At 70.4% G+C, this 22,107-nt stretch carries 18 protein-coding genes and 1 tRNA gene; 12 read left to right on the plus strand and 7 right to left on the minus strand.

The window, feature by feature from the left end; all coding sequences use genetic code 11:
• Positions 1-26 precede the first annotated feature (26 nt).
• The 5 genes from ABD831_RS11780 to rpmG all read left to right on the plus strand — a co-directional run bounded on the left by ABD831_RS11780 (position 27) and on the right by rpmG (position 3,851).
• Positions 27-1,166: an ABC transporter ATP-binding protein gene (locus tag ABD831_RS11780; protein ID WP_344946328.1), complete on the plus strand. Its 1,140-nt coding sequence runs from the start codon at positions 27-29 to the stop codon at positions 1,164-1,166.
• Positions 1,163-1,804, plus strand: a complete 642-nt coding sequence (locus ABD831_RS11785) for an ABC transporter permease (protein WP_344946330.1) — start codon at positions 1,163-1,165, stop codon at positions 1,802-1,804. Before ABD831_RS11780 ends, ABD831_RS11785 begins: the two co-directional genes overlap by 4 nt.
• Positions 1,801-2,658, plus strand: a complete 858-nt coding sequence (locus ABD831_RS11790) for an ABC transporter permease (protein WP_344946333.1) — start codon at positions 1,801-1,803, stop codon at positions 2,656-2,658. The genes ABD831_RS11785 and ABD831_RS11790 overlap by 4 nt, the downstream gene beginning before the upstream one ends.
• The gene (locus ABD831_RS11795; protein WP_142179278.1) at positions 2,655-3,587 is read left to right on the plus strand and encodes a glycine betaine ABC transporter substrate-binding protein; all 933 of its coding nucleotides are present in this window, start codon (positions 2,655-2,657) and stop codon (positions 3,585-3,587) included. Before ABD831_RS11790 ends, ABD831_RS11795 begins: the two co-directional genes overlap by 4 nt.
• Before the next feature lie 96 nt (positions 3,588-3,683).
• A complete protein-coding gene (gene rpmG / locus ABD831_RS11800; protein WP_142179277.1) occupies positions 3,684-3,851 on the plus strand; it encodes a 50S ribosomal protein L33 in 168 nt (55 codons plus the stop codon).
• A 126-nt stretch (positions 3,852-3,977) separates the two neighbouring features.
• Here the strand turns inward: rpmG and pip are convergent, their stop codons facing one another.
• Positions 3,978-4,940 carry a prolyl aminopeptidase gene (pip, locus tag ABD831_RS11805; RefSeq protein ID WP_344946339.1) on the minus strand — a complete coding sequence of 321 codons (963 nt, stop codon included), beginning with the start codon at positions 4,938-4,940 and terminating at the stop codon, positions 3,978-3,980.
• Between the two features lie 91 nt (positions 4,941-5,031).
• A complete protein-coding gene (locus ABD831_RS11810; protein ID WP_344946342.1) occupies positions 5,032-5,769 on the minus strand; it encodes a hypothetical protein in 738 nt (245 codons plus the stop codon).
• Positions 5,770-5,932: 163 nt separating this feature from the next.
• Between ABD831_RS11810 and ABD831_RS11815 the strand changes: the two genes are divergently transcribed.
• From ABD831_RS11815 to ABD831_RS11825, 3 genes are all read left to right on the plus strand, one after another.
• Entirely contained in the window at positions 5,933-7,171 is a 1,239-nt protein-coding gene (locus ABD831_RS11815) for a helix-turn-helix domain-containing protein (RefSeq protein WP_344946345.1), read from the plus strand.
• Between the two features lie 301 nt (positions 7,172-7,472).
• Positions 7,473-8,996, plus strand: a complete 1,524-nt coding sequence (gene exaC / locus ABD831_RS11820; protein WP_344946348.1) for an acetaldehyde dehydrogenase ExaC — start codon at positions 7,473-7,475, stop codon at positions 8,994-8,996.
• Between the two features lie 20 nt (positions 8,997-9,016).
• A complete protein-coding gene (locus ABD831_RS11825) occupies positions 9,017-9,466 on the plus strand; it encodes a DUF779 domain-containing protein (protein ID WP_344946917.1) in 450 nt (149 codons plus the stop codon).
• An 85-nt stretch (positions 9,467-9,551) separates the two neighbouring features.
• On the opposite strand, the gene ABD831_RS11830 is transcribed toward ABD831_RS11825, so the two are convergent.
• From ABD831_RS11830 to ABD831_RS11840, 3 genes are all read right to left on the minus strand, one after another.
• On the minus strand, positions 9,552-11,627 hold the full coding sequence (locus ABD831_RS11830) for a hypothetical protein (RefSeq protein WP_344946351.1): 2,076 nt from the start codon (positions 11,625-11,627) through the stop codon (positions 9,552-9,554).
• Positions 11,628-11,840: 213 nt separating this feature from the next.
• The gene (locus tag ABD831_RS11835; RefSeq protein WP_344946354.1) at positions 11,841-12,563 is read right to left on the minus strand and encodes a transporter substrate-binding domain-containing protein; all 723 of its coding nucleotides are present in this window, start codon (positions 12,561-12,563) and stop codon (positions 11,841-11,843) included.
• Positions 12,564-12,640: 77 nt separating this feature from the next.
• On the minus strand, positions 12,641-14,551 hold the full coding sequence (locus tag ABD831_RS11840) for a glycosyl hydrolase family 28-related protein (RefSeq protein ID WP_344946357.1): 1,911 nt from the start codon (positions 14,549-14,551) through the stop codon (positions 12,641-12,643).
• 161 nt (positions 14,552-14,712) lie between these two features.
• Between ABD831_RS11840 and ABD831_RS11845 the strand changes: the two genes are divergently transcribed.
• The gene (locus ABD831_RS11845; RefSeq protein WP_344946359.1) at positions 14,713-15,756 is read left to right on the plus strand and encodes a M36 family metallopeptidase; all 1,044 of its coding nucleotides are present in this window, start codon (positions 14,713-14,715) and stop codon (positions 15,754-15,756) included.
• Positions 15,757-15,853: 97 nt separating this feature from the next.
• On the opposite strand, the gene ABD831_RS11850 is transcribed toward ABD831_RS11845, so the two are convergent.
• Positions 15,854-18,202 carry a heterodisulfide reductase-related iron-sulfur binding cluster gene (locus ABD831_RS11850; RefSeq protein ID WP_344946362.1) on the minus strand — a complete coding sequence of 783 codons (2,349 nt, stop codon included), beginning with the start codon at positions 18,200-18,202 and terminating at the stop codon, positions 15,854-15,856.
• A 205-nt stretch (positions 18,203-18,407) separates the two neighbouring features.
• On the opposite strand from ABD831_RS11850, the gene ABD831_RS11855 reads away from it, so the two are divergent.
• From ABD831_RS11855 to epsC, 3 genes are all read left to right on the plus strand, one after another.
• Positions 18,408-19,751, plus strand: coding sequence for a vanadium-dependent haloperoxidase (locus tag ABD831_RS11855; RefSeq protein WP_344946365.1), 1,344 nt, complete (start codon positions 18,408-18,410; stop codon positions 19,749-19,751).
• A gap of 278 nt (positions 19,752-20,029) precedes the next feature.
• Entirely contained in the window at positions 20,030-20,959 is a 930-nt protein-coding gene (gene cysK / locus ABD831_RS11860) for a cysteine synthase A (RefSeq protein WP_344946368.1), read from the plus strand.
• A 39-nt stretch (positions 20,960-20,998) separates the two neighbouring features.
• On the plus strand, positions 20,999-21,700 hold the full coding sequence (gene epsC / locus ABD831_RS11865; RefSeq protein ID WP_344946371.1) for a serine O-acetyltransferase EpsC: 702 nt from the start codon (positions 20,999-21,001) through the stop codon (positions 21,698-21,700).
• Positions 21,701-21,752: 52 nt separating this feature from the next.
• Here epsC and ABD831_RS11870 read toward each other — a convergent pair.
• Positions 21,753-21,843 (minus strand) — tRNA-Ser (locus ABD831_RS11870).
• Between the last annotated feature and the right edge of the window lie 264 nt (positions 21,844-22,107).

The following is a 22,107-nucleotide window of genomic DNA, read 5'->3' on the forward strand; positions in this document are numbered from 1 at the left end:
GGGTGCTGGCGGGTACGTTGAGGAGCATGATCCGCTTCGAGGGCGTGACCAAGCGATACGCCGATGCGTCCGGCACCGACGAGGAGCAGGGGTCGGTCGCCGTCGACGACCTGACGCTCGAGGCGCCCACGGGCAAGATCACCGTCCTCGTCGGCCCCTCGGGGTGCGGCAAGACGACGACCCTGCGCATGGTCAACCGGATGATCACCCCGACGTCCGGCACGATCTCGATCAACGGCCGCGACACGGCCTCGCTCGACGTCGCCGAGCTGCGCCGCGGCATCGGCTACGTCATCCAGCATGCCGGCCTGTTCCCGCACCGCACGGTCCTCGACAACGTCACCACCGTCCCGCGCCTGCTCGGCACCGACAGGAAGACGGCACGCGAGCGGGCCATGGAGCTCATCGAGCGCGTCGGCCTCGACCCCGCGATGGCGAGGCGCTACCCGGCTCAGCTCTCCGGCGGCCAGCAGCAGCGCGTCGGTGTGGCCCGGGCGCTCGCAGCCGACCCGCCCGTCATGCTCATGGACGAGCCCTTCTCCGCGGTCGACCCCGTCGTGCGCGAGCAGCTGCAGAACGAGTTCCTGCGCCTGCAGTCCGAGCTAGGCAAGACCATCCTCTTCGTCACCCACGACATCGACGAGGCCGTCAAGCTCGGCGACCAGGTCGCGGTCCTGCGCGTGGGCGGCGTTCTGGCACAGCTGGCCTCGCCGGCCAAGCTGCTCGCCGACCCCGTCGACGACTTCGTCGCGGGCTTCGTCGGACGTGACCGGGGCTACCGCGCGCTGTCCTTCGCGGCCGCTCCCGAGCTCTCCCTCGCCGACGAGCCGACGGTGCGCCTCGGGGCGAGTGCCGACGAGGTGCGGGCGGTCGGGACGCCGTGGGTGCTCTGTGTCGGTGACGCGGGCGAGCCCGTCGGCTGGGTTCGTGCAGCAGCCGTCGAGTCCGAGGTGACGCGCACCCTGCTGCACCGTGGCGGCACGGTCGCCTCGACCTCCGGCTCCCTGCGCGCACTGCTCGACGCCGCCCTCTCGTCGCCGAGCGGACGAGGCGTCGTGGCCGGCGACGACGGCCGGCTCGTCGGCACCATCCGGGCTGCCGAGGTGATCCCCGCGATCGAGGCCCGTCGCGACGCCGCCCCGGCCGAGGGGGCGACCGCCCGGTGACCTGGGCCCTCGACCACATCGGCGACATCCTGTCGCGTGCCGGTCAGCACGCCTGGCTCGCCGGCCTGCCGCTCGTGCTCGGCCTCGTCATCGCCGTGCCGCTGGGCTGGCTCGCCGCGCGGCAGGCGCGCCTGCGTGCGCTGCTGCTGACCACGACGGGTCTGCTCTACACGATCCCCTCACTCGCCCTCTTCATCCTGCTTCCCCCGCTGCTGGGCACGAAGATCCTCGACCCGGTCAACGTCATCGTCGCGATGACCGTCTACACCGTGGCCCTGCTGACCCGCACCGTCGCCGACGGGCTGTCGTCGGTCGACAGCTCCACGCGGCAGGCGGCGATCGCGATGGGCTACGGGCCGTTCGCACGGTTCCGCGCCGTCGACCTCCCGCTGGCCGTGCCCGTCATCGCGGCCGGTCTGCGCGTCGCCGCGGTGAGCAACGTCAGCATCGTCAGCGTGGCCTCGCTGATCGGCATCTCTCAGCTCGGCTACTTCCTCACCGACGGCTACGCCCGCTCCTTCCCGACCGAGGTGTGGGTCGGCATCGTCGCGTGCCTGCTGCTCGCGCTCGTCTTCGACCTCGTCATCCAGGTCGTGTCACGGGTGCTCACGCCCTGGACGCGGGCGGTGGCCGCATGACCCTGACGCAGATCTGGGCCTGGTTCACCGACCCCGCCAACTGGCAGGGCACCGACGGCGTGCCCAACCGCGTGCTCGAGCACCTGCTCTACACCGGCCTGACCCTGCTCATCGCGCTCGTCATCGCCGTGCCCCTCGGCGCGTGGGTCGGTCACTCCGGCCGCATGCGGTGGCTCGTCACCGGTGCCAACGCGGCCCGTGCCGTGCCGACCCTGGGGCTGCTCTTCGCGGTGTCGATGTTCGTCGGGCCGCTCATCAAGAGCGACCTCGCCTTCGTCATCCCCAGCATCACCGTGCTCGTGCTCCTCGCGATCCCGCCCCTGCTGTCGGGCACGTATGCCGGCATCGACAGTGTCGAGCCCGCCGCTCGCGACGCGGCCCGCGGGATGGGCATGACGGGCTGGCAGGTGCTGGCCAAGGTCGAGGCCCCGTGCGCGCTGCCGCTCTTCCTCAGCGGTCTGCGCAGCGCGACCCTGCAGGTCATCGCCACCGCCACCATCGCGGCCTCGGTCAGCCTCGGCGGTCTCGGCCGCTACCTCATCGACGGGCTCGCCTCGCGCGACTACGTCCAGATGGTCTGCGGGTCGATCCTCGTCGCCGTCCTGGCGCTCGTCGCCGACGGCGCCCTGGCCCTGCTCGAGAACTGGGCCGTCTCCCCGGGAATCAGTGGACGGTCCAAGCGTGTTGCCCGTTTACGCGCCCGACACTCCGACCCGCACTCTCAACCAGACTCCGTCGGTGCAGACCGCCCGGACGCCGACCCGCGGCAGGCCGCGCTCGTCGGCTCCGGCAGCACCGGCCCCGTGGAGGCGACCGCCGCCACGGGCACCCCATCCGAAAGGGATCGATCATGACACGCACGCGCTTCCTCGCCGCGGGCCTGCTGCTCGCCGCCGTCGTGCCGCTGGCCGCCTGCGGTGGCGGCAGTGACCCGCTCGCCCCGGCCACGAGCCCCGCGGCGGGTTCGACCGGCGGCTCGACCGGGGCCGCCGGCTCGGTCAAGATCGGCTCCGCCGACTTCCCCGAGGCCGCCCTGCTCGGCGAGATCTACGCCCAGGCGCTCGAGGCCCAGGGCAGGTCGGTGACCCGCCAGTTCAACATCGGCAGCCGCGAGACCTACCTCAAGGCGATCACCGGCGGCGAGGTCGACGTGCTGCCCGAGTACACCGGCTCGCTGCTCAACTACTACGACAAGAACGCCAAGGTCGTCCAGCCCGACGAGGTCTACGCCGCCCTGCAGAAGGCCGTCCCGCAGGGGCTCACGGTGCTCGACAAGTCCACCGCAGAGGACAAGAACTCCCTCGCCGTGACGAAGGAGACCGCGAACGCGTGGTCGCTCAAGGCGATCCCCGACCTCGCGGCCCACCAGGCCGACCTCACGATCGGGGCCCCGCCGGAGTTCAAGACGCGCCAGCAGGGCCTCGTCGGGCTCAAGTCGGTCTACAACATCACGCCCAAGGAGTTCCGCCCGCTGCAGAGCCAGGCGACGGTCGAGGCGCTGAAGAACGGCCAGGTCAAGGCGGCCAACATCTTCAGCACCGACCCCTCGATCGTGGCCAACGGCTTCGTGGTGCTCGAGGACCCGCAAAGCCTCTTCGGTTCGGACAACGTCGTGCCGCTCGTGCGCTCCGACAAGGCCGACAGCGTCAAGGGCGTGCTCAACACGGTCTCGGCGAAGCTCGACACCATGTCGCTCGCCGACATGGTCAAGCAGGTCGTCGTCGACAAGAGGGACGCGAGCACGGTCGCCAAGAAATGGCTCGCCAACGTGGGCCTCGCCTGACAGGGCAGGCAACCACGACGTCGGGAATGACGGCGGGTCGATAATGGTTCTCATTGCTGTCACGAAGGTCCGTGACCCGAGACCGAAGGAGCACCAATGACAAAGCGCACCGACCTGCGCCCCGTCGTCACCCTGCGTTCGACCGCCGGCACCGGTTACAGCTACGTGACGCGCAAGAACCGCCGCACCCAGCCCGACCGCCTCGTGCTGCGCAAGTTCGATCCGGTCGCGCGAGAGCACGTCGACTTCCGCGAGACCCGCTGACACCGTCAGCACTGCGGCTCCCGCCGTGAGCTGCCCAGTGGCCACGTCCGACCCCGGACGTGGCCACTGGCGTATGCCGTGTGGCGAGGACCGTCGGGGTCGCCCGGTCCGTGATCACTCGGGGCCTCAGTGCCCCGGCGCGGCGGACCCGGCGAAGCGGTCCAGTGCCTCGAGCAGGATCCGCTCGCCCTCACTGCCGGGTCCGTGCAGGTCGTCCTCGACCACGTGCAGCTCGGCGAGCGGCAGGGACCGCGCCAGCTCGTGGGCGACCCGCAGCGGTGAGGCGATGTCGAGCCGGCCCCGCACGAGCACGGCCGGGATGTCGACGATCCGGTCGAGATGCCCGGTGATGGCGTCGTCGGGCAGGAACGCGTGGTGGCCGAAGTAGTGCGTGACGAGCCGGGCGAAACCGAGCCGGAAGCGTGCATCCGCGTAGCGCGGGCTCGGGCGCACCGGCCCCGACAGCGTCGCCAGCCGGTCCTCCCAGGCGCACCAGGCGCGGGCCGCGGCGTCGGCCACCAGCGGGTCGTCGTCGAGGAGCAGCCGGTTGACGGCGAGCGGCACGTTGGCCGGGTCGGCATCCGACGGCAGGGACGCGAGCAGCTCGTCGAACTCGGCCGGGTAGACCTCACCCATCGTGCGGGTCAGCCACTCGACCTCGTGCCGGCGGGTGGTCCCGACGGCCCACAGCACGAGCGCGCGGACCTGCTCGGGGTGCTGGACGGCATACGCCAGCGAGAGCGTCGAGCCCCACGACCCACCGAAGAGGACCCACGCGTCGATGCCGAGCTGCGCGCGCAGCCGTTCGAAGTCCGCGATGAGGTCGGCGGTCGTGTTGTGCTGCAGCGCTTCCCGCGTGTCACCGGCATGCGGCCGGCTGCGACCCGCGCCACGCTGGTCCACGAGCACGACGCGGTAGCGCTCCGGGTCGCAGAACGTCGTCCACCACGGTGAGGCGCCCGAACCCGGACCGCCGTGCACGACGAGGAGCGGTGTGCCGTCGCGGCGGCCGGACATCTCCCAGTGCACCTCGTGGCCGTCCCCGGTGACGAGGGTGCCGGTCTCGAACGGCTCGTGCGCGGGATGCACAGGGGACTCCTGGTGGTCGTCGGCAGGTCAGCCGGCATGGTTCGGCCCCGGCAGCTGCTGCCGGGGCCGGATCAGGATGCCATCGCGGCGGTCAGCGGGCCAGTGTCCGGGCCTGCTTCGCGGCGGCCGTGCTGGTCGTCGAGGAGGTCGACGTCGGGCTCGGCGTGACCCAGGTGGTCGGGGTCGGGGTCGGCGCGAGCGGGGCGAAGGCGGCGACGACGTCGATGCCGTCGCGCAGGAGCCTGACGAGGCGCTCCTCGGGGTCGTCGACGCAGGCCCGCGCGATGCCGTCGACGGCCAGCGCCACGACCTTGGCGGCGTTTGCCGGTCGGACCGCGGCAGCGTTGAAACCCATGCGCGCCAAGTGGATCCGTGCCCAGCGCTCTGCCGCAGGCGATGACGCGAGAGCGGCGCGGGAGGCCTTCGACAGTTGTCCGGGGGAGTGGCCGTCCTGCTCTGCGAGGATGCCCTCGGCGTTGAGGATCGCGAGGGCCATGACGTTCTGGCGCTCCTCGGCGGAGACGGGCAGGGCTGCGCGGGCGGTGGTCAGCACGAGCGCCGTCGCCACACGCGGGTCGTCGGGGTTGAGGCCGACCACCTCGGGGATCATCGTCACCAGTCGCTGCCGGTGCGTCTCGTCGAGCATGTCGTTGACGCAGCGCGCGAGTGTGGCGAGGACGGGGTGCGTGCACTCCGGGTGGTCGCTCCAACGCTCACCGGCCAGGAACGAGGCCATCTCCATGAAACACGCGCCCTTGCGGGGACTGCGGTGGCGACCGCGTGACAGAACCGGCACGCCGTCGGGCACGAAGGGGGCTCGTCGTGACATCGTCGCTCCTCGGACTTCGGAAGGAATCTGCGCGGGTTCCTTCATGGTGCGCCTCAATCCGCCACTTGACCACCCCTTCTGTCCAACCCGGCGGGACGCGTTCGGGCTGTGGGATCGGACGCAGTCCTGTCGCCGACGGCCGGAGTGTGTGCACAATCGGCGCATGTCCGCCGACGTCCGTCCCGAGTCCGAGAGCAGCGGGGTCCGCGCCCACGTCGCCGACTCGTGGCTGCGCTCGGCGGCCGCCGGCGTGCACGTCGACACCATCGACGCCCCGATCACGCTGCCTGCCGACGCCCTGCGCGACCACCGTGAGGCGCACCCGCTCGCGCGCGTCTTCCCGCTGCTCGACGACGTGCTCGGACAGGCCGCGCGCGACTGCGACGCCGTCATGGCGGTCTCGGACGCCTCGGGGCAGCTGCTCTGGGTGTGCGGCACGCCGAGCGTGCTCCGGCGCGCCGAGTCGATCGGCTTCGTCGAGGGCAGCAACTGGGACGAGCGCCTCGCCGGCACCAACGCGCCCGGCATGGCCCTGCGCCTCGACCAGTCCGTCAACGTCGTCGGGGCCGAGCACTTCCGCCGCTCCGTGCAGCGCTGGAGCTGTGCCGCCACGACGATCCACGACCCCTCCGACCAGACCGTGCTCGGCGTCCTCGACATCACGGGCGGCGACGACATCGTGGTGCCGCAGACGATGGCGATGGTCCGGGCCGCAGCGCGGATGGCTGAGTCCGAGCTCGCCCGGGAGATGCTCGTCAGCGGTCGGGCGCCCCAGCCGGCGTCGACGACCGCGCGCGGGCTCTCGGTGCTCATGGAGTCCCTCGGCCGCAACGACACACTGCTGACCGTCGACGACGGGCGTGGGCGACGCCAGACCGTGCGCCTCAGCCCACGCCACAGCGAGATCCTGCTCCTGCTCGCCTCGGCCCCGCGCGGCCTGTCCGGGGACGAGCTCGCGGTCCTGCTCTACGAGGAGGACAGCAGCGCCTCGACGCTCCGGGTCGAGATGGGGCGCCTGCGCAGCCTGCTCGGGGAGGACCTGCTCGCGTCGCGGCCCTACCGCCTCGTCGCCGAGCTCTCCGGTGACTGGCTCGGCGTCGAGGCGCACCTCGCCGCCGGCGACGTCGCGAGCGCGATGCGGGCCTACCGCGGCCCGCTCCTGCCGCGCTCGACGGCACCGGGCGTCGTCCGCCTGCGCGAGAGCGTCGGGGGCGACCTCCGCCGGGCCGTCCTCGGCAGCGGCCGCGCCGACCTCATGTCGGCGTGGACGCGCTCGGCGTCCGGCGCCGACGACTACGAGATGTGGCAGGCGCAGGCCCGGGTGCTTGGGCCCGGCTCGCCCCTGATGCCCCTCGTCCAGAACCAGATCCACCGCCTCGACCGCGAGCTCGGCACCCCCTGACGCGGGGCCATTGATGGCCTCTCGACGGTTCCAAACGTCGAGAGGCCACGTTCGGCCCCCTTCCGAACGTCGAGAGGCCACGTTCGGCCCCCTTGCGAACGTCGAGAGGCCACGTTCGGCCCCCTTCCAAACGTCGAGAGGCCACGTTCGGCCCCCATCCGAACGTCGAGAGCCACAAACCGGGCGTATGCCGTGACGCCACCACCCGGCATACGCCACGCAACGTGGTTGCAACGTTGCGCTGCCTACGGTCTCGACAACCCCTGGGAGGGGAACCACCAAGGATGTTGGGAGATCAACCATGACCGTCTACGCACCGCCCGGGTCGCCGGACTCGCTCGTGACCGTCCTCGACCGCTACGGCCACTTCATCGGCGGCAACTGGGTCGACCCGAAGAAGGGCCTCTGGTTCGAGAACGTCTCGCCCGTCAACGGCAAGCCCTTCTGCGAGGTCGCCCGCGGCACCGAGGAGGACATCGAGGCCGCCCTCGACGCCGCTCACGCAGCCGCCCCCGCCTGGGGCCGCACGAGCCTCGGCGAGCGCTCGCTCATCCTCAACCGCATCGCGGACCGCATCGAGCAGAACCTCGAGGCGCTCGCCGTCGCCGAGACCTGGGAGAACGGCAAGGCCGTCCGTGAGACGCTCGCCGCCGACCTGCCGCTGGCCGTGGACCACTTCCGCTACTTCGCGGGCGTCCTTCGGGGACAGGAGGGTTCGAGCAGCGAGATCGACGAGAACACCGTCGCCTACCACTTCCACGAGCCGCTCGGAGTCGTCGGGCAGATCATCCCGTGGAACTTCCCGATCCTCATGGCCGTGTGGAAGCTCGCGCCGGCCCTCGCTGCCGGCAACTGCGTCGTGCTCAAGCCGGCCGAGCAGACGCCGTGGTCGATCCTCAAGGTCGTCGAGCTCGTCGGTGACCTCCTGCCCCCGGGAGTGCTCAACATCGTCAACGGCTTCGGTGTCGAGGCGGGCAAGCCGCTGGCGAGCAGCCCTCGCATCGCCAAGATCGCCTTCACCGGTGAGACGACGACCGGACGGCTCATCATGCAGTACGCGTCGCAGAACATCATCCCGGTCACCCTCGAGCTGGGCGGCAAGAGCCCCAACGTCTTCTTCGACGACGTCGCGCAGGAGCGGGATGCCTTCTACGACAAGGCACTCGAAGGCTTCACGATGTTCGCCCTCAACCAGGGTGAGGTCTGTACCTGCCCGTCGCGCGCGCTCGTGCAGGGCTCGATCTACAGCGACTTCGTGCCGGACGCCGTGGCCCGCGTCGAGAAGATCAAGCAGGGCAACCCACTCGACACCGAGACGACGATGGGTGCCCAGGCGAGCAACGACCAGCTCGAGAAGATCCTGTCCTACCTCGACATCGGGCGTCAGGAGGGCGCCAAGGTCCTCACCGGCGGTGACCGCAACGTCCTCGACGGCGACCTCGCCGAGGGCTACTACGTCGCCCCGACCGTCTTCGAGGGCAACAACTCCATGCGGATCTTCCAGGAGGAGATCTTCGGACCGGTCGTCTCTCTCACGAGCTTCGACGACGAGGCCGACGCCCTGTCGATCGCCAACGACACGCTCTACGGACTCGGTGCCGGCGTGTGGACCCGCGACGGGTCTCGCGCCTACCGGATGGGCCGTGGCATCAAGGCCGGTCGCGTCTGGACGAACTGCTACCACCAGTACCCGGCGCACGCCGCCTTCGGTGGCTACAAGCAGTCCGGCATCGGCCGCGAGAACCACAAGATGATGCTCGACCACTACCAGCAGACGAAGAACCTCCTCGTCTCCTACTCGCCCGACGCGCTCGGGTTCTTCTGAGCGGGGCGGCCCCCGTGGCCATGACACCCCCCGAGACGGTCGCACCCGGTGAGCCCTCGGCTTCCCCCAGCCGGGTCGACCTCACCGGTGAGGCGGCGGACCTGCTCCGCCGTCTCACCGGGATCCACGGTCCGCTGATGTTCCACCAGTCGGGCGGCTGCTGCGACGGCAGCTCTCCCATGTGCTTCCCGGCGGGTGACTTCATCACGAGCGAGGCCGACGTGCTCCTCGCCGATCTCGTCGTCGACGGCGTGCCTGCGCCGATCGCGTTCTGGATGTCGGTGTCGCAGTACGGGTACTGGAAGCACACCCACCTCACCGTCGACGTCGTGAAGGGTCGCGGCAGCGGCTTCTCCGTCGAGGCGCCCGAGGGTGTGCGGTTCCTCATCCGCTCGAGGTTGTTCAGCGACGAGGAGAGTGCTGCGCTGGGGCTCGCGGCCCCGAAGGTCGGGCAGGTCCCACCCGGCTGAGGACGTGGCGACACGCCGGCCTCCCGCGGGGAGGCCGGCGCATCGCGTCGTCCGTGTGAGCTGCTCGGGTGCGGTGGTTACGGCGTCACGGGGTGAAGGCGCTCACCCGCGTCGACCAGTTGCCGAGAGCCGTCCGGGCGCCCGGACCGTGGCCCGCTCCGGCACACGTGCCGAGCAGGTTGTCGCCCGTGCCGCCGGCGAAGAACGGGCCACCCCAGGCGGTGTAGTCACAGGCTCCGGCGACGTACTCGCTCGCCAGCCACACCGTGCCGCCGTCGACCGATGCGGCGCCGTAGTCGCCCCACCGGGTCCGCGGCGGGTTGCCGACCTGGGCCTTGTAGCTGGTGAAGCCGTCCGCCGTCGCGTGCCCCGCACCACCGGGGGTGACGTTCCAGGCGCCGACTCCGGTCAGAGCGTCGATCGAGGCGTAGCCGGCACTGGGGTAGGTGCTGTCGCCGGTCGCGGTGAAGGCCATGACGCCGCGGCCGCTCTGCGTGATGCCCATGGCCGGGTAGGTGAAGTCCATCCCTGCCTGGCCGAGGTAGCCGGCGAGGGCGACCTTGGGCGACAGGCTGGCACCGCCGGGCTTGACGACGTACCAGGCGATACCGGCACGGTTCGACGAGCCGGCCGTGATCGCGGTGTCGAGGGCGCCCCACAGCTTGCCGTTCGCGTACGTGACCTGCTGCATGCGGGTGTCGTTCGAGTCGGGCGTGGAGACGACCTCGCTGGAGGGAGCGCCGACGAGGAGCCGGTAGCACCCGAGCTGGCCGTTGAACAGCTCCGTCGTCGTGTCACGGAGGCAGTGCCCCTGGGGCGTGGTGACCCCGGGCGACCCGCCCGAGCCGGGCTGGTGCTGCTTAGGCGGCAGGGCGTACGTGCCCACACCAACGAGCTTGTTGGCCAGCTGGACGTTCGGGCTGGCCGTGTTGAGCGAGCCGGTGTTCGTCATCGACCACACGACGATCTGTTGCGACACGTAGTTGCCGCCGGTGCCGGCCTTCGGGTGGGTGGCCTCATCGGCAGCGTTCGAGCTGAGGAAGTACTCGGTGCCGTTGTTGCTGAGGTTGAAGGACGTCGTGCCCGGCGACTGGGCCGGCCAGACGGTGAACCCGGGCTGGGTGGAACCGGTGTCGCTCGGGGCGGCCACCATGCCGGAGGTGTCGAGGTGCTGCATGGTGACCGTGGGGGCGCCCGCAGCGAGCTGGGCCTTGGACAGGGCGTAGATCTGCGCCCCGGCGAAGCCGTTCGCGTTCCAGGGGTAGGCGTTCGTCGTCAGGTAGATGCCGTTGGCGTCCGCGCCGATGTGGGGGTAGTCGCCGAGGTACGGTCCAGGGTTGACGCCACCGGTGTTCGTGCCGTCGTTGGTCACGTCGAGCTTGTAGATGTTCCACGAGCCGACCGGGTTGGACGTCTGCGACACCGCCAGGTCGAGGTGGTTGACGTGGCTCAGTGCGCTGGTCGTCCCGACGCGGTCGAGCGTGAGGACCACGAGGAAGAACCGCTGGGTGGCGGCGTCGTAGATGCAGGTCGGGTCGGTGAGCTCCGGTCCGAAAGCTCCTGTGGCGCGGTTGATCGCGGCGGGGTAGCCGAAGACCGAGTTGAGGTCGACGGCGTGGTGGACGTCGCGCGGGAAGCCGGACACGACGTTGCTCGCGGTGTTGTCGGGCAGCTGTGACGCGCCCGTCGAGTCGTACACGTTGAAGACGTCGTTGACGGCCTCGACGACGTGGCCGCCGCCGACGCACAGCGCCTGGTCGGGCGGCTCGATGCTGAACTGGTTGCCGCCGCGCGAGTAGCGCTGCTGGTAGTGGTTCAGACCCTCGAAGCCTGTCGTGAACGTCGGGTTCGACTTGCTGCGGGTCGCGTTCGCGACCGTGACGCCGTGACCGGCCGCGTGGCCCTGGGAGAGGGTGCGGTTGACGATCTTGGTGGTGGGGTCGGCCTCCGGGGAGGACTCGTTCTCGGGAGTCTGGAACTCCGGGTTCTGACCCGCGTCACCGACGTCGTACGACCCGGTGACGGGGGTGGAGGTGCCGGTGAGCGGCACGGACGGCGAGGAGGCGTTCGCCTGGGTGGTCGGCAGCAAGAGGGCTGCGACGACGAGAGCGGGTGCCGCGAGGGCACTGGTGCGCGCGAGAGGCGCGCGGCGGAGGGCCATGGAGCATTCCTTTCGAGGTGATGCCAGGCCGGGGCGCGCCACGTCGATCGGCGGGTCTCGGTCTGGCGTGCCAGACCGGAGTGGGGCCGACCGACCTTGGGCTATCGGCGGTCGCCTGAGAGCCGGGTCGTCCTCAACGGACACTGTGTCATCGCTGTGACCCGCCCGGGGCCGGAACGCGACGACCCGTGCCCGACGGCGTATGCCGTCTGCTCAGCTCGGCGGGGCCACCGTGGCGCCGCGCTGGCCGGATCTCGCCAGGGCGTCCGCGACGAAGCCGTTCGCCTTGAGCTCCTCGACGAGGGCGTGCAGGAAGGTGACGGTCTGCGCCGATCGCGAACGGGTCGTGCCGACAGCCTGCTCGATCTGCATGAACGACTCGTCGATCACCCGCACGTCGTCGCGGCTGGCGGCGAAGGCGGTCACGGGCTCACGGATCCCGGCACCGACCTCGAGGCCCTCGGCGACGAAGACGTCGACACCCTCGTCGCCGCGCACGATGGCGGCGCGCTGGAGCGTGCGGGTCAGGTGGAGGTCGTAGGCGGAGCCCTGCTTGACCCCGACGCGTACGCCCTCCCGGTCGACGTCGGCAGCGGCTGTGAGCGGCGATTCGGTGGGCACGACGAAGACGCCCTCGATGAGGACGTACGGAGCCGTGAAGGCGACGTCGGCGGCGCGTGCCGGGTCGACGGCGAGGAAGCACAGGTCGGCCGACCCGGTGGCCATCGCATCGAAGGACTTGCGTGCGGCGTCGAAGCACGCGAACGACACCGGCACCCCCAGCCGGTCGGCGACCTCACGAGCGATGTCGACCGTGACGCCGGAAGGATCAGACGGGCTGCCTTGCGCGAGAACGGGGTTGCCGAGGTTGATCGACGCGCGGAGCGTGCCGGTGGGTGCGAGGTCACGGGCGACGGCCGTCAGGTCTGCAGTCATCGGCTCACCCTAGCGGCTGCAGGGGACCATGCGTCCCGGCCCGACGGCATACGACCGCCGGGCCGGGAGGCGCGTGGTCAGGGGTAGTCGACGACCGTGACGGGCACGTCCGGGTTGGCGATGGTCGACGAGCCGCCGACGCCGTTGACGACGTTGCGGATGCCACCCTTGCCGGTGGACGGGTCGAGGAAGATCGTCAGCAGGTCGTGCAGGCGCACGCCGGGCGTCGTGGGCACCTCGAACGCGTTGGCGGCGAAGACGTCGACACCCTGGTTGAAGAAGCTGTAGGACCCCATGCCGGTTCCCGAGAAGCTCTTCACGCCGGAGCCGACGAGCAGGGCCGGGTAGCCCTCGTGCCCCGGGCTCGACATCCACGCGGCCTGGCTCGGCGGGTCGTAGGGCAGCTCGTTCTGGAAGAACGTGACGGACCCGTGCTCACCGTTCCAGATGACTTCGGTCTTCTGGTAGTGCTCGACGAAAAGCCCTGTGGCAGTGACGTGGTCGCCATTGACGACGAGACCGGTGTCGGCGGTGTTGCTCGTCCACCCGACGCCGTTGCCGTGGTCGGCCCGCCAGGCCCAGATGTCGTCGAGCACGACGTGGTCGCTGTTGACCTCGAGGCTGACGGTGGCCTTGCCGACGTAGGGCCCACCGATGCGGAAGAAGACGTCCTGCAGCGCAGTCGGGTCTGCGGCGTCGCTCCACCCGGCACGGCTGGGGCCCTGCCCCGCGGCTGCACGCCGGGTGCCGAGCTGCAGCAGGACGGGCGAGCTGACCGGCCCGGCGTCGAAGGTGATGCCGGCGATGTCGACACCCGGCACGTCGGCGACGCTCATCGCCACCTGGCCTGTGGTGGGGGTGAGGCTGGCCAGCCCGAGGCCCAGCACGACGGTGTCGGCCCGCTTGACCCGCAGGGTCTGGTCGAGGTGGTAGACGCCCGGCGTGAGCAGCAGGTTGCGACCGCGGGCGAGCTCGCGGTTGATCGCCTGCGCCGAGTCCGACGGCCTGGCGACGAAGAAGTCACTGATGGCGACCGAGCGCCCCGGCGTCGACCCGGAGGCCCACGTCGTGCCACTCGTGTCGCGGGCGGCTGCCGGCACGAAGACGCGGTACGCGCCGGCGTCGTCGACGTACAGGTAGGGCTTCTCGCGGCTCACGGAGGTCTTGGCGACGGTCGTGTAGGGGCCGCCGCACGCGGTGGCTGCGGGGAAGCACTCGGCGGGGGCGCCCTGGGTGCCGGAGAAGACCTGGTTCCAGACGCCGTTGGACCAGCTGCCGACCGTGCTGTTGCGGGTGAAGAACTGCTGCTGCGAGCCGTTGATGACGGCCCCGTCGAAACGTGAGTCGGCGATGAAGCCGCCGCTGGCGAAGGACGGGCCGGTGCAGTAGTCCATGAGCGTCGTCTGGCCCTTGACGTGCACCCGGCGCAGCGGCGCCGCCTGCGAGACGGCCCAGAACTGCCCGCTGTAGCAGCCGAAGTCCGGGGTGGTCACGTTGATCGTCAGGTTGGACATGGAGCGCCAGAAGTTGTTGAGCGCGATGCACCCGCTCGAGCCGCACTGGTTGCGCACGTAGACCGAGCCGTTGATGACGACGTCGCCCGGGTCCTTGCCGAGGCCGGCGACCTCCGTGTAGTAGCCGACCTGGAAGTTCAGCGGCTTGTCGGCGGTGCCGTAGGTGCCGGGCTTGAAGAGGATCGCGTGCCGCTCCGGCCCCATCTCGTTGGACACCTGGGCGGTGGCGATCGCGTCCACCTTGGCCTGGATGTCGGCGGTCGACATGGACGGGTCGAGCACGAGCGTGCCCGGACCGAGGTCCGGAGCGATGCCGGCCGCAGCAGCAGCGGTGGCGGACGATGTCGTGGGCGCCGCACCGGCCCCGGCGACGGCAATGGTCGGGACGGCCGCGGTCGCGACGGCCAGGGCCGCGAGGGCCAGTCGGTGGAGCCCGCGGGCGGACCACCCGCCTCGTTCTCGTCGTTGAGTCATGAGCCCGACCTTGGCGGGTGCGGCAACCGCCGTCAAGACTCCGTGAGAGCGTTCTCACGGTGTGGCGGGGCGATCGCCGGCTCATGACCCCGAGAGGCCTCCACGGCTGCCCTCGGCGGCCTAGGCTGGCGCGAGGGACATCGATGAGTGGGGGTTGCGCCATGGTCACACGTCGGAAAGCAATGGGGCTCGGGGTCGTCGTCACCGCGGCGCTCGCAGCGATGGCCGTTCCGGCCCAGGGCGCCCAGGGCGCATCGCCGCCCTACTCGGGGACCGCCACGGGGACGGTGTTCCTGCCCAGCCCCGTGCAGGAGCTCGGCATCGAGTCCCTCACGGACCAGAAGGACGCCGACTACCCGGCCCTGGCTCCGGCCTACCACCGGCGGACCCTCACCGACCTCGACGCCTCCGGAACGCTGACCGGCGCCTACGTGCGGGTCAAGAGCTCGACAGGGCGGGCGGCGACGTCGCTCGACGGAGCCTTCCCGGCCTGGCACCGAGACAGCGACCAGTTCGAGCAGGTCATGGCCTACTACTGGGTCACGACGGCCCAGTCGTACCTCCAGCACCTGGGCTTCGGGTCGACCCTGCGCCCGGTCAACCAGCGCCAGATCCAGGCGAGGATCGACCAGTACGGCGGCGACAACTCGTTCTTCCGCGAGGACAAGGCCAACATCACGCTCGGCAAGGGCGGCGTCGACGACGCCGAGGACGCCGAGGTCATCGTGCACGAGTACGGCCACTCGGTGCAGGACGCGCAGGTCCCGGGGTTCGGGACGAACCTCGAGTCCGGGGCCATCGGCGAGGGCTTCGGCGACTACCTCGCCGTGGTCGTCACGAGCTGGGCCGCGGGTGCCCCGACCCGCACGCCGGAGGCCTGTGTCGCCGACTGGGACTCGGTCTCGTACACGAGCACCGTCCCGCACTGCCTGCGCCGGCTCGACGGGACGAAGGTGTACCCGACGGACGTCCAGGGCGAGGTCCACCGCGACGGTGAGATCTGGTCGCGGGCGCTGTGGGACATCCGCGCTGCGCTCGGCGACGTCAAGGGCACGACGACGATCATCGAGGCTCAGTTCGCCTTCGCCAAGGACACCTCCTTCCGCGACGCGGCGCTTGCCACCGTCGGGGCGGCCCAGCGGCTCTACGGCACCTCGGCGGCCAACCAGGTGACGAAGGCCTTCGCCGCCCGCGGCATCCTCTGACCCGGGCTCACCCCCGTGAGATCGAAGGCCCCCTCCTCGCGGAGGGGCCTTCGATCCCGGTCGTGCGTATGCCGTCCGGCGGGCTCAGGCGACGGGCTCAGGCGACGGGCGCCGGCTCCGGGTCGGGCTGGGGCTCCGGTGTCCGGGTCTCGGCGCTGCCCCCGTCACCGTCGCTGCGACGCACGGCGGCGAGCAGCATCTGCGCGACGTCGACGACCTCGACGGCGTCGGTGGCCTTGCCGTCCTGGATGGCGGCGTTGAGGCCGTCGGAGAGCATGACCTTGCAGAAGGGGCAGCCGACGGCGATGCGCTCGGCGCCCGTCGCGAGGGCCTCCTCGGTGCGGTTGGTGTTGATCCGCGTGCCGAGCTTCTCCTCCATCCACATGCGAGCGCCGCCGGCGCCGCAGCAGAAGGACTTCTCCTTGCTGCGCTCCATCTCGGCGTACTCGACACCGGGCAGGATCTGGAGCAGCTCGCGCGGTGGCGCGTAGACCTGGTTGTGCCGGCCGAGGTAGCACGGGTCGTGGTAGGTGACCTTCGCGCCGGTCGAGGCTGCGCCGGTCAGGGTGCCGGCCGAGGACGCGTCGCCGGGGCGGGCGACGGGAGTCAGGCGCTTCTCGCGGACGAGTCGGTTGAGCAGCTGCGTGTGGTGCAGCACCTCGTACTGTCCGCCGAGCTGGGGGTACTCGTTCTTGATGGTGTTGAAGCAGTGCGCACAGGTGACGACGATCTTCGTCGCGCCGACCTCGTTGAGGGTCTCGACGTTCTGCTGGGCGAGCATCTGGAAGAGGAACTCGTTGCCGGCGCGGCGGGCCGAGTCGCCGGTGCAGGCCTCGCCGTCACCGAGCACGGCGAAGCTGACGCCCGCCGTGTCGAGCAGCTCGGCGACGGCACGCGTCGTCTTCTTGGCGCGGTCCTCGTAGGCGCCGGCGCAGCCGACCCAGAAGAGGTAGTCGACCTCGGAGAGGTCCTCGACGTCCTGGCCGACCTGCTTGACCTCGAAGGGGAGGTCCTTGGCCCAGTCCATCCGCAGGCGCGGCGCGAGACCCCACGGGTTGCTGTTCTTCTCGAGGTTCTTGAAGAGGCCGTTGAGCTCGGCGGGGAAGGCCGACTCGATGAGGTTCTTGTAGCGGCGCATGTCGACGATGGCGTCGACGTGCTCGATGTCGACCGGGCACTGCTCGACGCAGGCGCCGCAGGTCGTGCAGGACCAGAGGACGTCCTCGTCGATGACGGCGTCGGGACCGTGCGGGTTGTAGGCCGTCAGCGGGTGACGGATGTCGTAGCCGGTCTCGCCGACGAGCTGCTCGGTGGCGACGGCGCCCTTTGTGGCGTCGCTGAAGCCCTCGGCAGAGTCGATCCCACCCTTGCGGACCTCCTCCGAGGCGAGCAGCCACGGCGACTTCGCGTACGCGTGGTCACGCAACGTCATGACGAGCAGCTTGGGGGAGAGGGGCTTGTCGGTGTTCCAGGCGGGGCACTGGCTCTGGCAGCGACCGCACTCGGTGCACGTCGTGAAGTCGAGCAGGCCCTTCCACGTGAAGTCCTCGACCTTGCCGACGCCCAGCGCCGCGTCCTCGTCGAGCTCGTCGACGTTCTCGAAGTCGAGCACCTCGCCACCCACGCGGATCGGCTGCAGCTCCCCGAGGCTCGTGCGGCCGTCGGCGTGGCGCTTGAAGAAGATGTTGAAGAAGGCGAGGAAGCGGTGCCAGGCGACACCCATCGTCGGCTGGAGGGCGATGGTGATCATCCACGCGAAGCTGATGATGATCTTGATCGCGGCGATGACGACGATGAGGTTCTCGATGGCTCCGATCGACAGGCCCGTGAAGAAGTTGCCGATCCAGCCCGTCAGCGGGAAGTGCAGCGCGGTGTCCATCCCGGTGCCGGTCTTGCGGGCGAGGGTCCACTCCAGCGCACGGAGCAGTCCGATGCAGAGCGTGACGCCGAGGATCGTCAGCTCGACGTAGTAGGCCTGCCACCACGTGGACCCGAAGAAGCGGCTGCGGCGGCCGTCCTCGCCGGCGGCCGAACGCGGGTGGTTCTTCTGCCGGATCGCCATGAGCACGAGGATCGAGATGAAGCCCGCGAAGGCGAAGAAGTCGGTGACCCACTCGTAGAGGAAGAAGTGGCCGATGACCGGCAGCACGAAGTCCGGCGCGAAGAGCTGTCCGAACGCGTTGAGGAGCGTGAAGAAGAGGACGCCGAAGCTGACCATCGTGAACCAGTGCGCGATCGCGACGACCGGCAGGCGCGACATGCGGGTGTGCCCGAGGAACTCGCGCAGCAGCGTCCGGGTGCGGGCCCCCTTGTCATCGCCGCGGTCCTCGGGCTGCCCGAGCCGGAACGTCGCGAGGAAGTGGTTGACCGTCTTGACGAGCAGGGCGACGGCGACGGCGGTGACGCCGAGGCAGACGACGACGGCGACGATCTGGAGCGCACTCATGCCGGGGAGTCTACTGACGAGTTAACAACCGCCCCGTGAATGTGACGGCCGTCGCGGCGTGACGCTCGTCCCGTTTGGCCCGGTTGCTGACGCAGGGTCTGGGGGAAACCTGAGCGTACGCCGAGAGCGGTGCCATCCTGAAAGGATCGCCCGGCGTCTCGAGGGCTGTGACGCCGTGCGGCTCACACCTTGAGGAGGTACTCACATGTTGCACATCACTCGCCGACACCTCGCCCCGGTCGCCCTCACCGCCGCGGCCGCGCTCTGCGGCGCCGCACTCGCCCCGCCGGGCGCGGCGGCGCAAGCCACCGGGCATGGCGCTGCGAGCGCATCCGCCACGGACACGACCGTCCTTCGTGAATGGAACCTGCGTGCCCAGGGCATCGCCATCGGGCTGCGCCCGAGCGCGCACGGCCAGTCCCGCGGCATGGCGATGGTGCAGGGGGCCGTCTACGACGCCGTCACGGCCATCGACCGCGGCCACACGGCATACCTGGTGGACGTCCATGCGCTCGGCGTCGAGCCGTGGGCCTCCACCGACGCCGCCATCGCGGCCGCCTCGCACGGCGTCCTGCGCGCGATCACACCGAGCGGCCTGTGGGCCGACCTCGACGCGGCACTCGCGGCCACCCTGGCAGAGATCCCGGACGGCCCTGCAGAGAACGAGGGTGTCCGGGCCGGGAGGGCCGCGGCAAGCGCGATGCTCGCCAGCCGCGTAGGCGACGGCTTCATGGCTCCCTGGACCTTCGTCATCGGAACCGGAGCGGGCGACTGGCGGCCGGCGACACCGACGGCACTCGACCCGGACCCGTGGGTGGCGCGACTGCGCCCCTTCGTCATGCGTGCATCGGACCAGTTCAGGACCCAGGGTCCGAACGACCCGACGAGTGCCGAGTACACCAAGGAGTTCAACGAGGTGAAGTCGCTGGGTGCGTTGAACAGCACCACGCGCACCGCCGACCAGACGACGGCGGCGATCTTCTGGCAGTTCGCCCCTGCGGCTCTGTGGAACGGGCTCGGCCGGGACCTCATCGTCGACCGTCGTCTCGGGACCGCGGATGCTGCCCGGCTGCTGGCGATGATCGACCTCGCCACGGCGGACGCAGCGATCGCCTGCTGGAGCGACAAGTACCGGTGGAACGCGTGGCGTCCGATCGCCGCGATCCGCGAGGCGGACACCGACGGCAACCCTGACACCGTTGCCGACCCCGGCTGGCGCTCGCTCTTCGACCCAGCCACGCCCACCTCTCCGCCCTTGGCGACCCCGGCGTTCCCGGAGCACCCTTCTGGCCATGGCTGCGTCACGGGCGCGGCGGTGAACACCGTCATGAGCTTCTTCGGGACCGACAAGATCGCCGTGGACATGCGGTCCGGTCGCTTCCCCGGTGAACCGCGGCACTTCGAGCGGCTCTCCCTCATCACCAAGGAGGTCATCGACGCGCGCGTCTGGGGTGGCATCCACTTCCGCAGCGCGGATGTCCAGGGGACCGTCATCGGCCGCAAGGTTGTGCACTGGATGGACCGCAACTACTTCCAGACCGTCAGCTGAACCGGTCAGGGGCACCGAGGAAACCGGACACGCCGAGGGGGTCGTCGCGCCAGCGGCGGCCCCCTCGGCCGCGCCGCGCCTTGGTGGCTGCGCGGCGCGCAGGTGCCGGTGCTCGCCACCCGGCATACGCCCGGGGAACGCCCCGGTGTGCGTTCGGATCGTGGGCGCCGCGTGGCGCTGGATAACGACGTGTTGGAATATGTATAACGAAGACCCGGTTGTCGATGTTGACCGGGTCACCAGACCGATTCGCCGCACCCGCCGAAAGGGCCTTCGCAATGCCGATCTACGACGACGTGACCAAGCTGATCGGCAACACGCCGCTCGTGCGCCTCAACAAGATCACCGACGGCGCCGACGCGACGGTCGCGGCCAAGCTCGAGTTCTACAACCCCGCCAGCTCGGTCAAGGACCGCATCGGCGTGGCCATCGTCGACGCGGCCGAGGCGAGCGGGGAGCTGAAGCCCGGCGGCACGATCGTGGAGGCGACCTCGGGCAACACCGGGATCGCGCTCGCCATGGTCGGCGCGGCCCGCGGCTACACGGTCGTGCTCACCATGCCCGAGTCGATGAGCAAGGAGCGCCGCGCGCTGCTGCGCGCCTTCGGTGCCGAGCTTGTCCTCACCGATCCGTCGACCGGCATGAAGGGCGCCGTCGCCAAGGCCGAGGAGATCGCCGCCGAGCGCGGTGGCGTGCTCGCGCGCCAGTTCGCCAACGTCGCGAACCCCGAGATCCACCGCAAGACGACGGCCGAGGAGATCTGGAAGGACACCGACGGCCAGGTCGACATCGTCGTGGCCGGCATCGGCACCGGAGGCACCATCACGGGCGTGGGCCAGGTGCTCAAGGCGCGCAAGCCCGGCGTGCAGATCATCGCCGTCGAGCCCGAGGAGTCCGCGATCCTCAATGGCGGCCAGCCCGGCCCCCACAAGATCCAGGGCATCGGCGCCAACTTCGTCCCCGAGATCCTCGACACCGAGGTCTACGACGAGGTCATCGACGTCAACGCCGAGACGTCCGTGAAGTGGGCCCGTCGCGCCGCCACCGAGGAGGGCCTGCTCGTCGGACTGTCGTCCGGAGCCGCACTCGCCGCCGCCGTCCAGGTCGCGCAGCGTGAGGAGAACAAGGGCAAGACGATCGTCGTCATCATCCCGTCGTTCGGCGAGCGCTACCTGTCCACCATCCTCTTCGAGGGCCTCGTCGACTGACGTCCCTCCCACCGGCATCACCACCTAGGAGTCGTGCCCATGAGCACCGCACCACAGATCGACCACGAGCCACGGCCGGCCGAGAAGCCGTTGACGCTCGTGCGCGGTGAGGGCGGCGAGGACGTGCGCGTCGTCTCCGACGAGCGTTCGTATGCCGGCCCGCTCGGCCTCGTGCGCAAGCTCGCCGACCGTGCGCTCGAGGACGTCGACGGCGCCATCGCGCGCGACCCCGCGGCGAACTCGCGGCTCGAGGTCGTCCTGACCTCGCCGGGGCTGCACGCCATCTGGGCCCACCGCGGACTGCACGCGCTGTGGAAGCGCCCCGGTGGGCGGCTGCCCGCCCGGGTGCTCGCCACGATGACGCGCTCGATCACCGGTGTCGAGATCCACCCCGCGGCCCGGCTCGGACGGCGGTTCTTCATCGACCACGGCATGGGTGTCGTCATCGGCGAGACGGCCGAGGTCGGCGACGACGTCATGCTCTACCACGGGGTCACGCTCGGCGGCCGTTCGCTGCAGCACGTCAAGCGCCACCCGACGGTCGGCAACCGCGTCACCATCGGCGCGGGCGCCCGCGTGCTCGGACCCGTCCACGTCGGGGACGACGTGCAGATCGGCGCGAACTCCGTTGTCGTCAAGGACGTTCCAGCCGGCGCGGTGGCGACCGGCATACCGGCCGTCGTCCGCTTCCCGAAGCGGGACGCCACCAACCAGTGGCTTGACCCGGCGATGTTCATCTGACCCGACCGCACCGTCGCGGCATCCTGATGTGCTCCGCACCGTCGGAGCGTCCTGGCGGAGGGCGTGGGATTCGAACCCACGATGGGCTATGAACCCATAGCGGTTTTCAAGACCGCCGCACTCGGCCACTATGCGAGCCCTCCAGTGTCCGCGGAAGTCTATCCGCGGCGCGGTCCCTCGTCCGCATCGCCCCGGGCATGAAAAAAGGGGCCCCGGAGATCCGGAGTCCCTTTTGTTCTCATGGCGCCGGCCTCGACGGTGAGACCAGACGTGCACGCGCCCTCAGAGCAGGCCGAGCCTCTCCTCGAACGTCGTGCTGGAGTTGTACTGACCGACCGGCATGGTCTTGGACGGACGGTTCATGGCCGCGAAGAACGACACGATGTACGACATCTCTGTATTCAGTT

This window comes from Terrabacter ginsenosidimutans, assembly GCF_039539425.1.
Taxonomy (GTDB): domain Bacteria; phylum Actinomycetota; class Actinomycetes; order Actinomycetales; family Dermatophilaceae; genus Terrabacter; species Terrabacter ginsenosidimutans.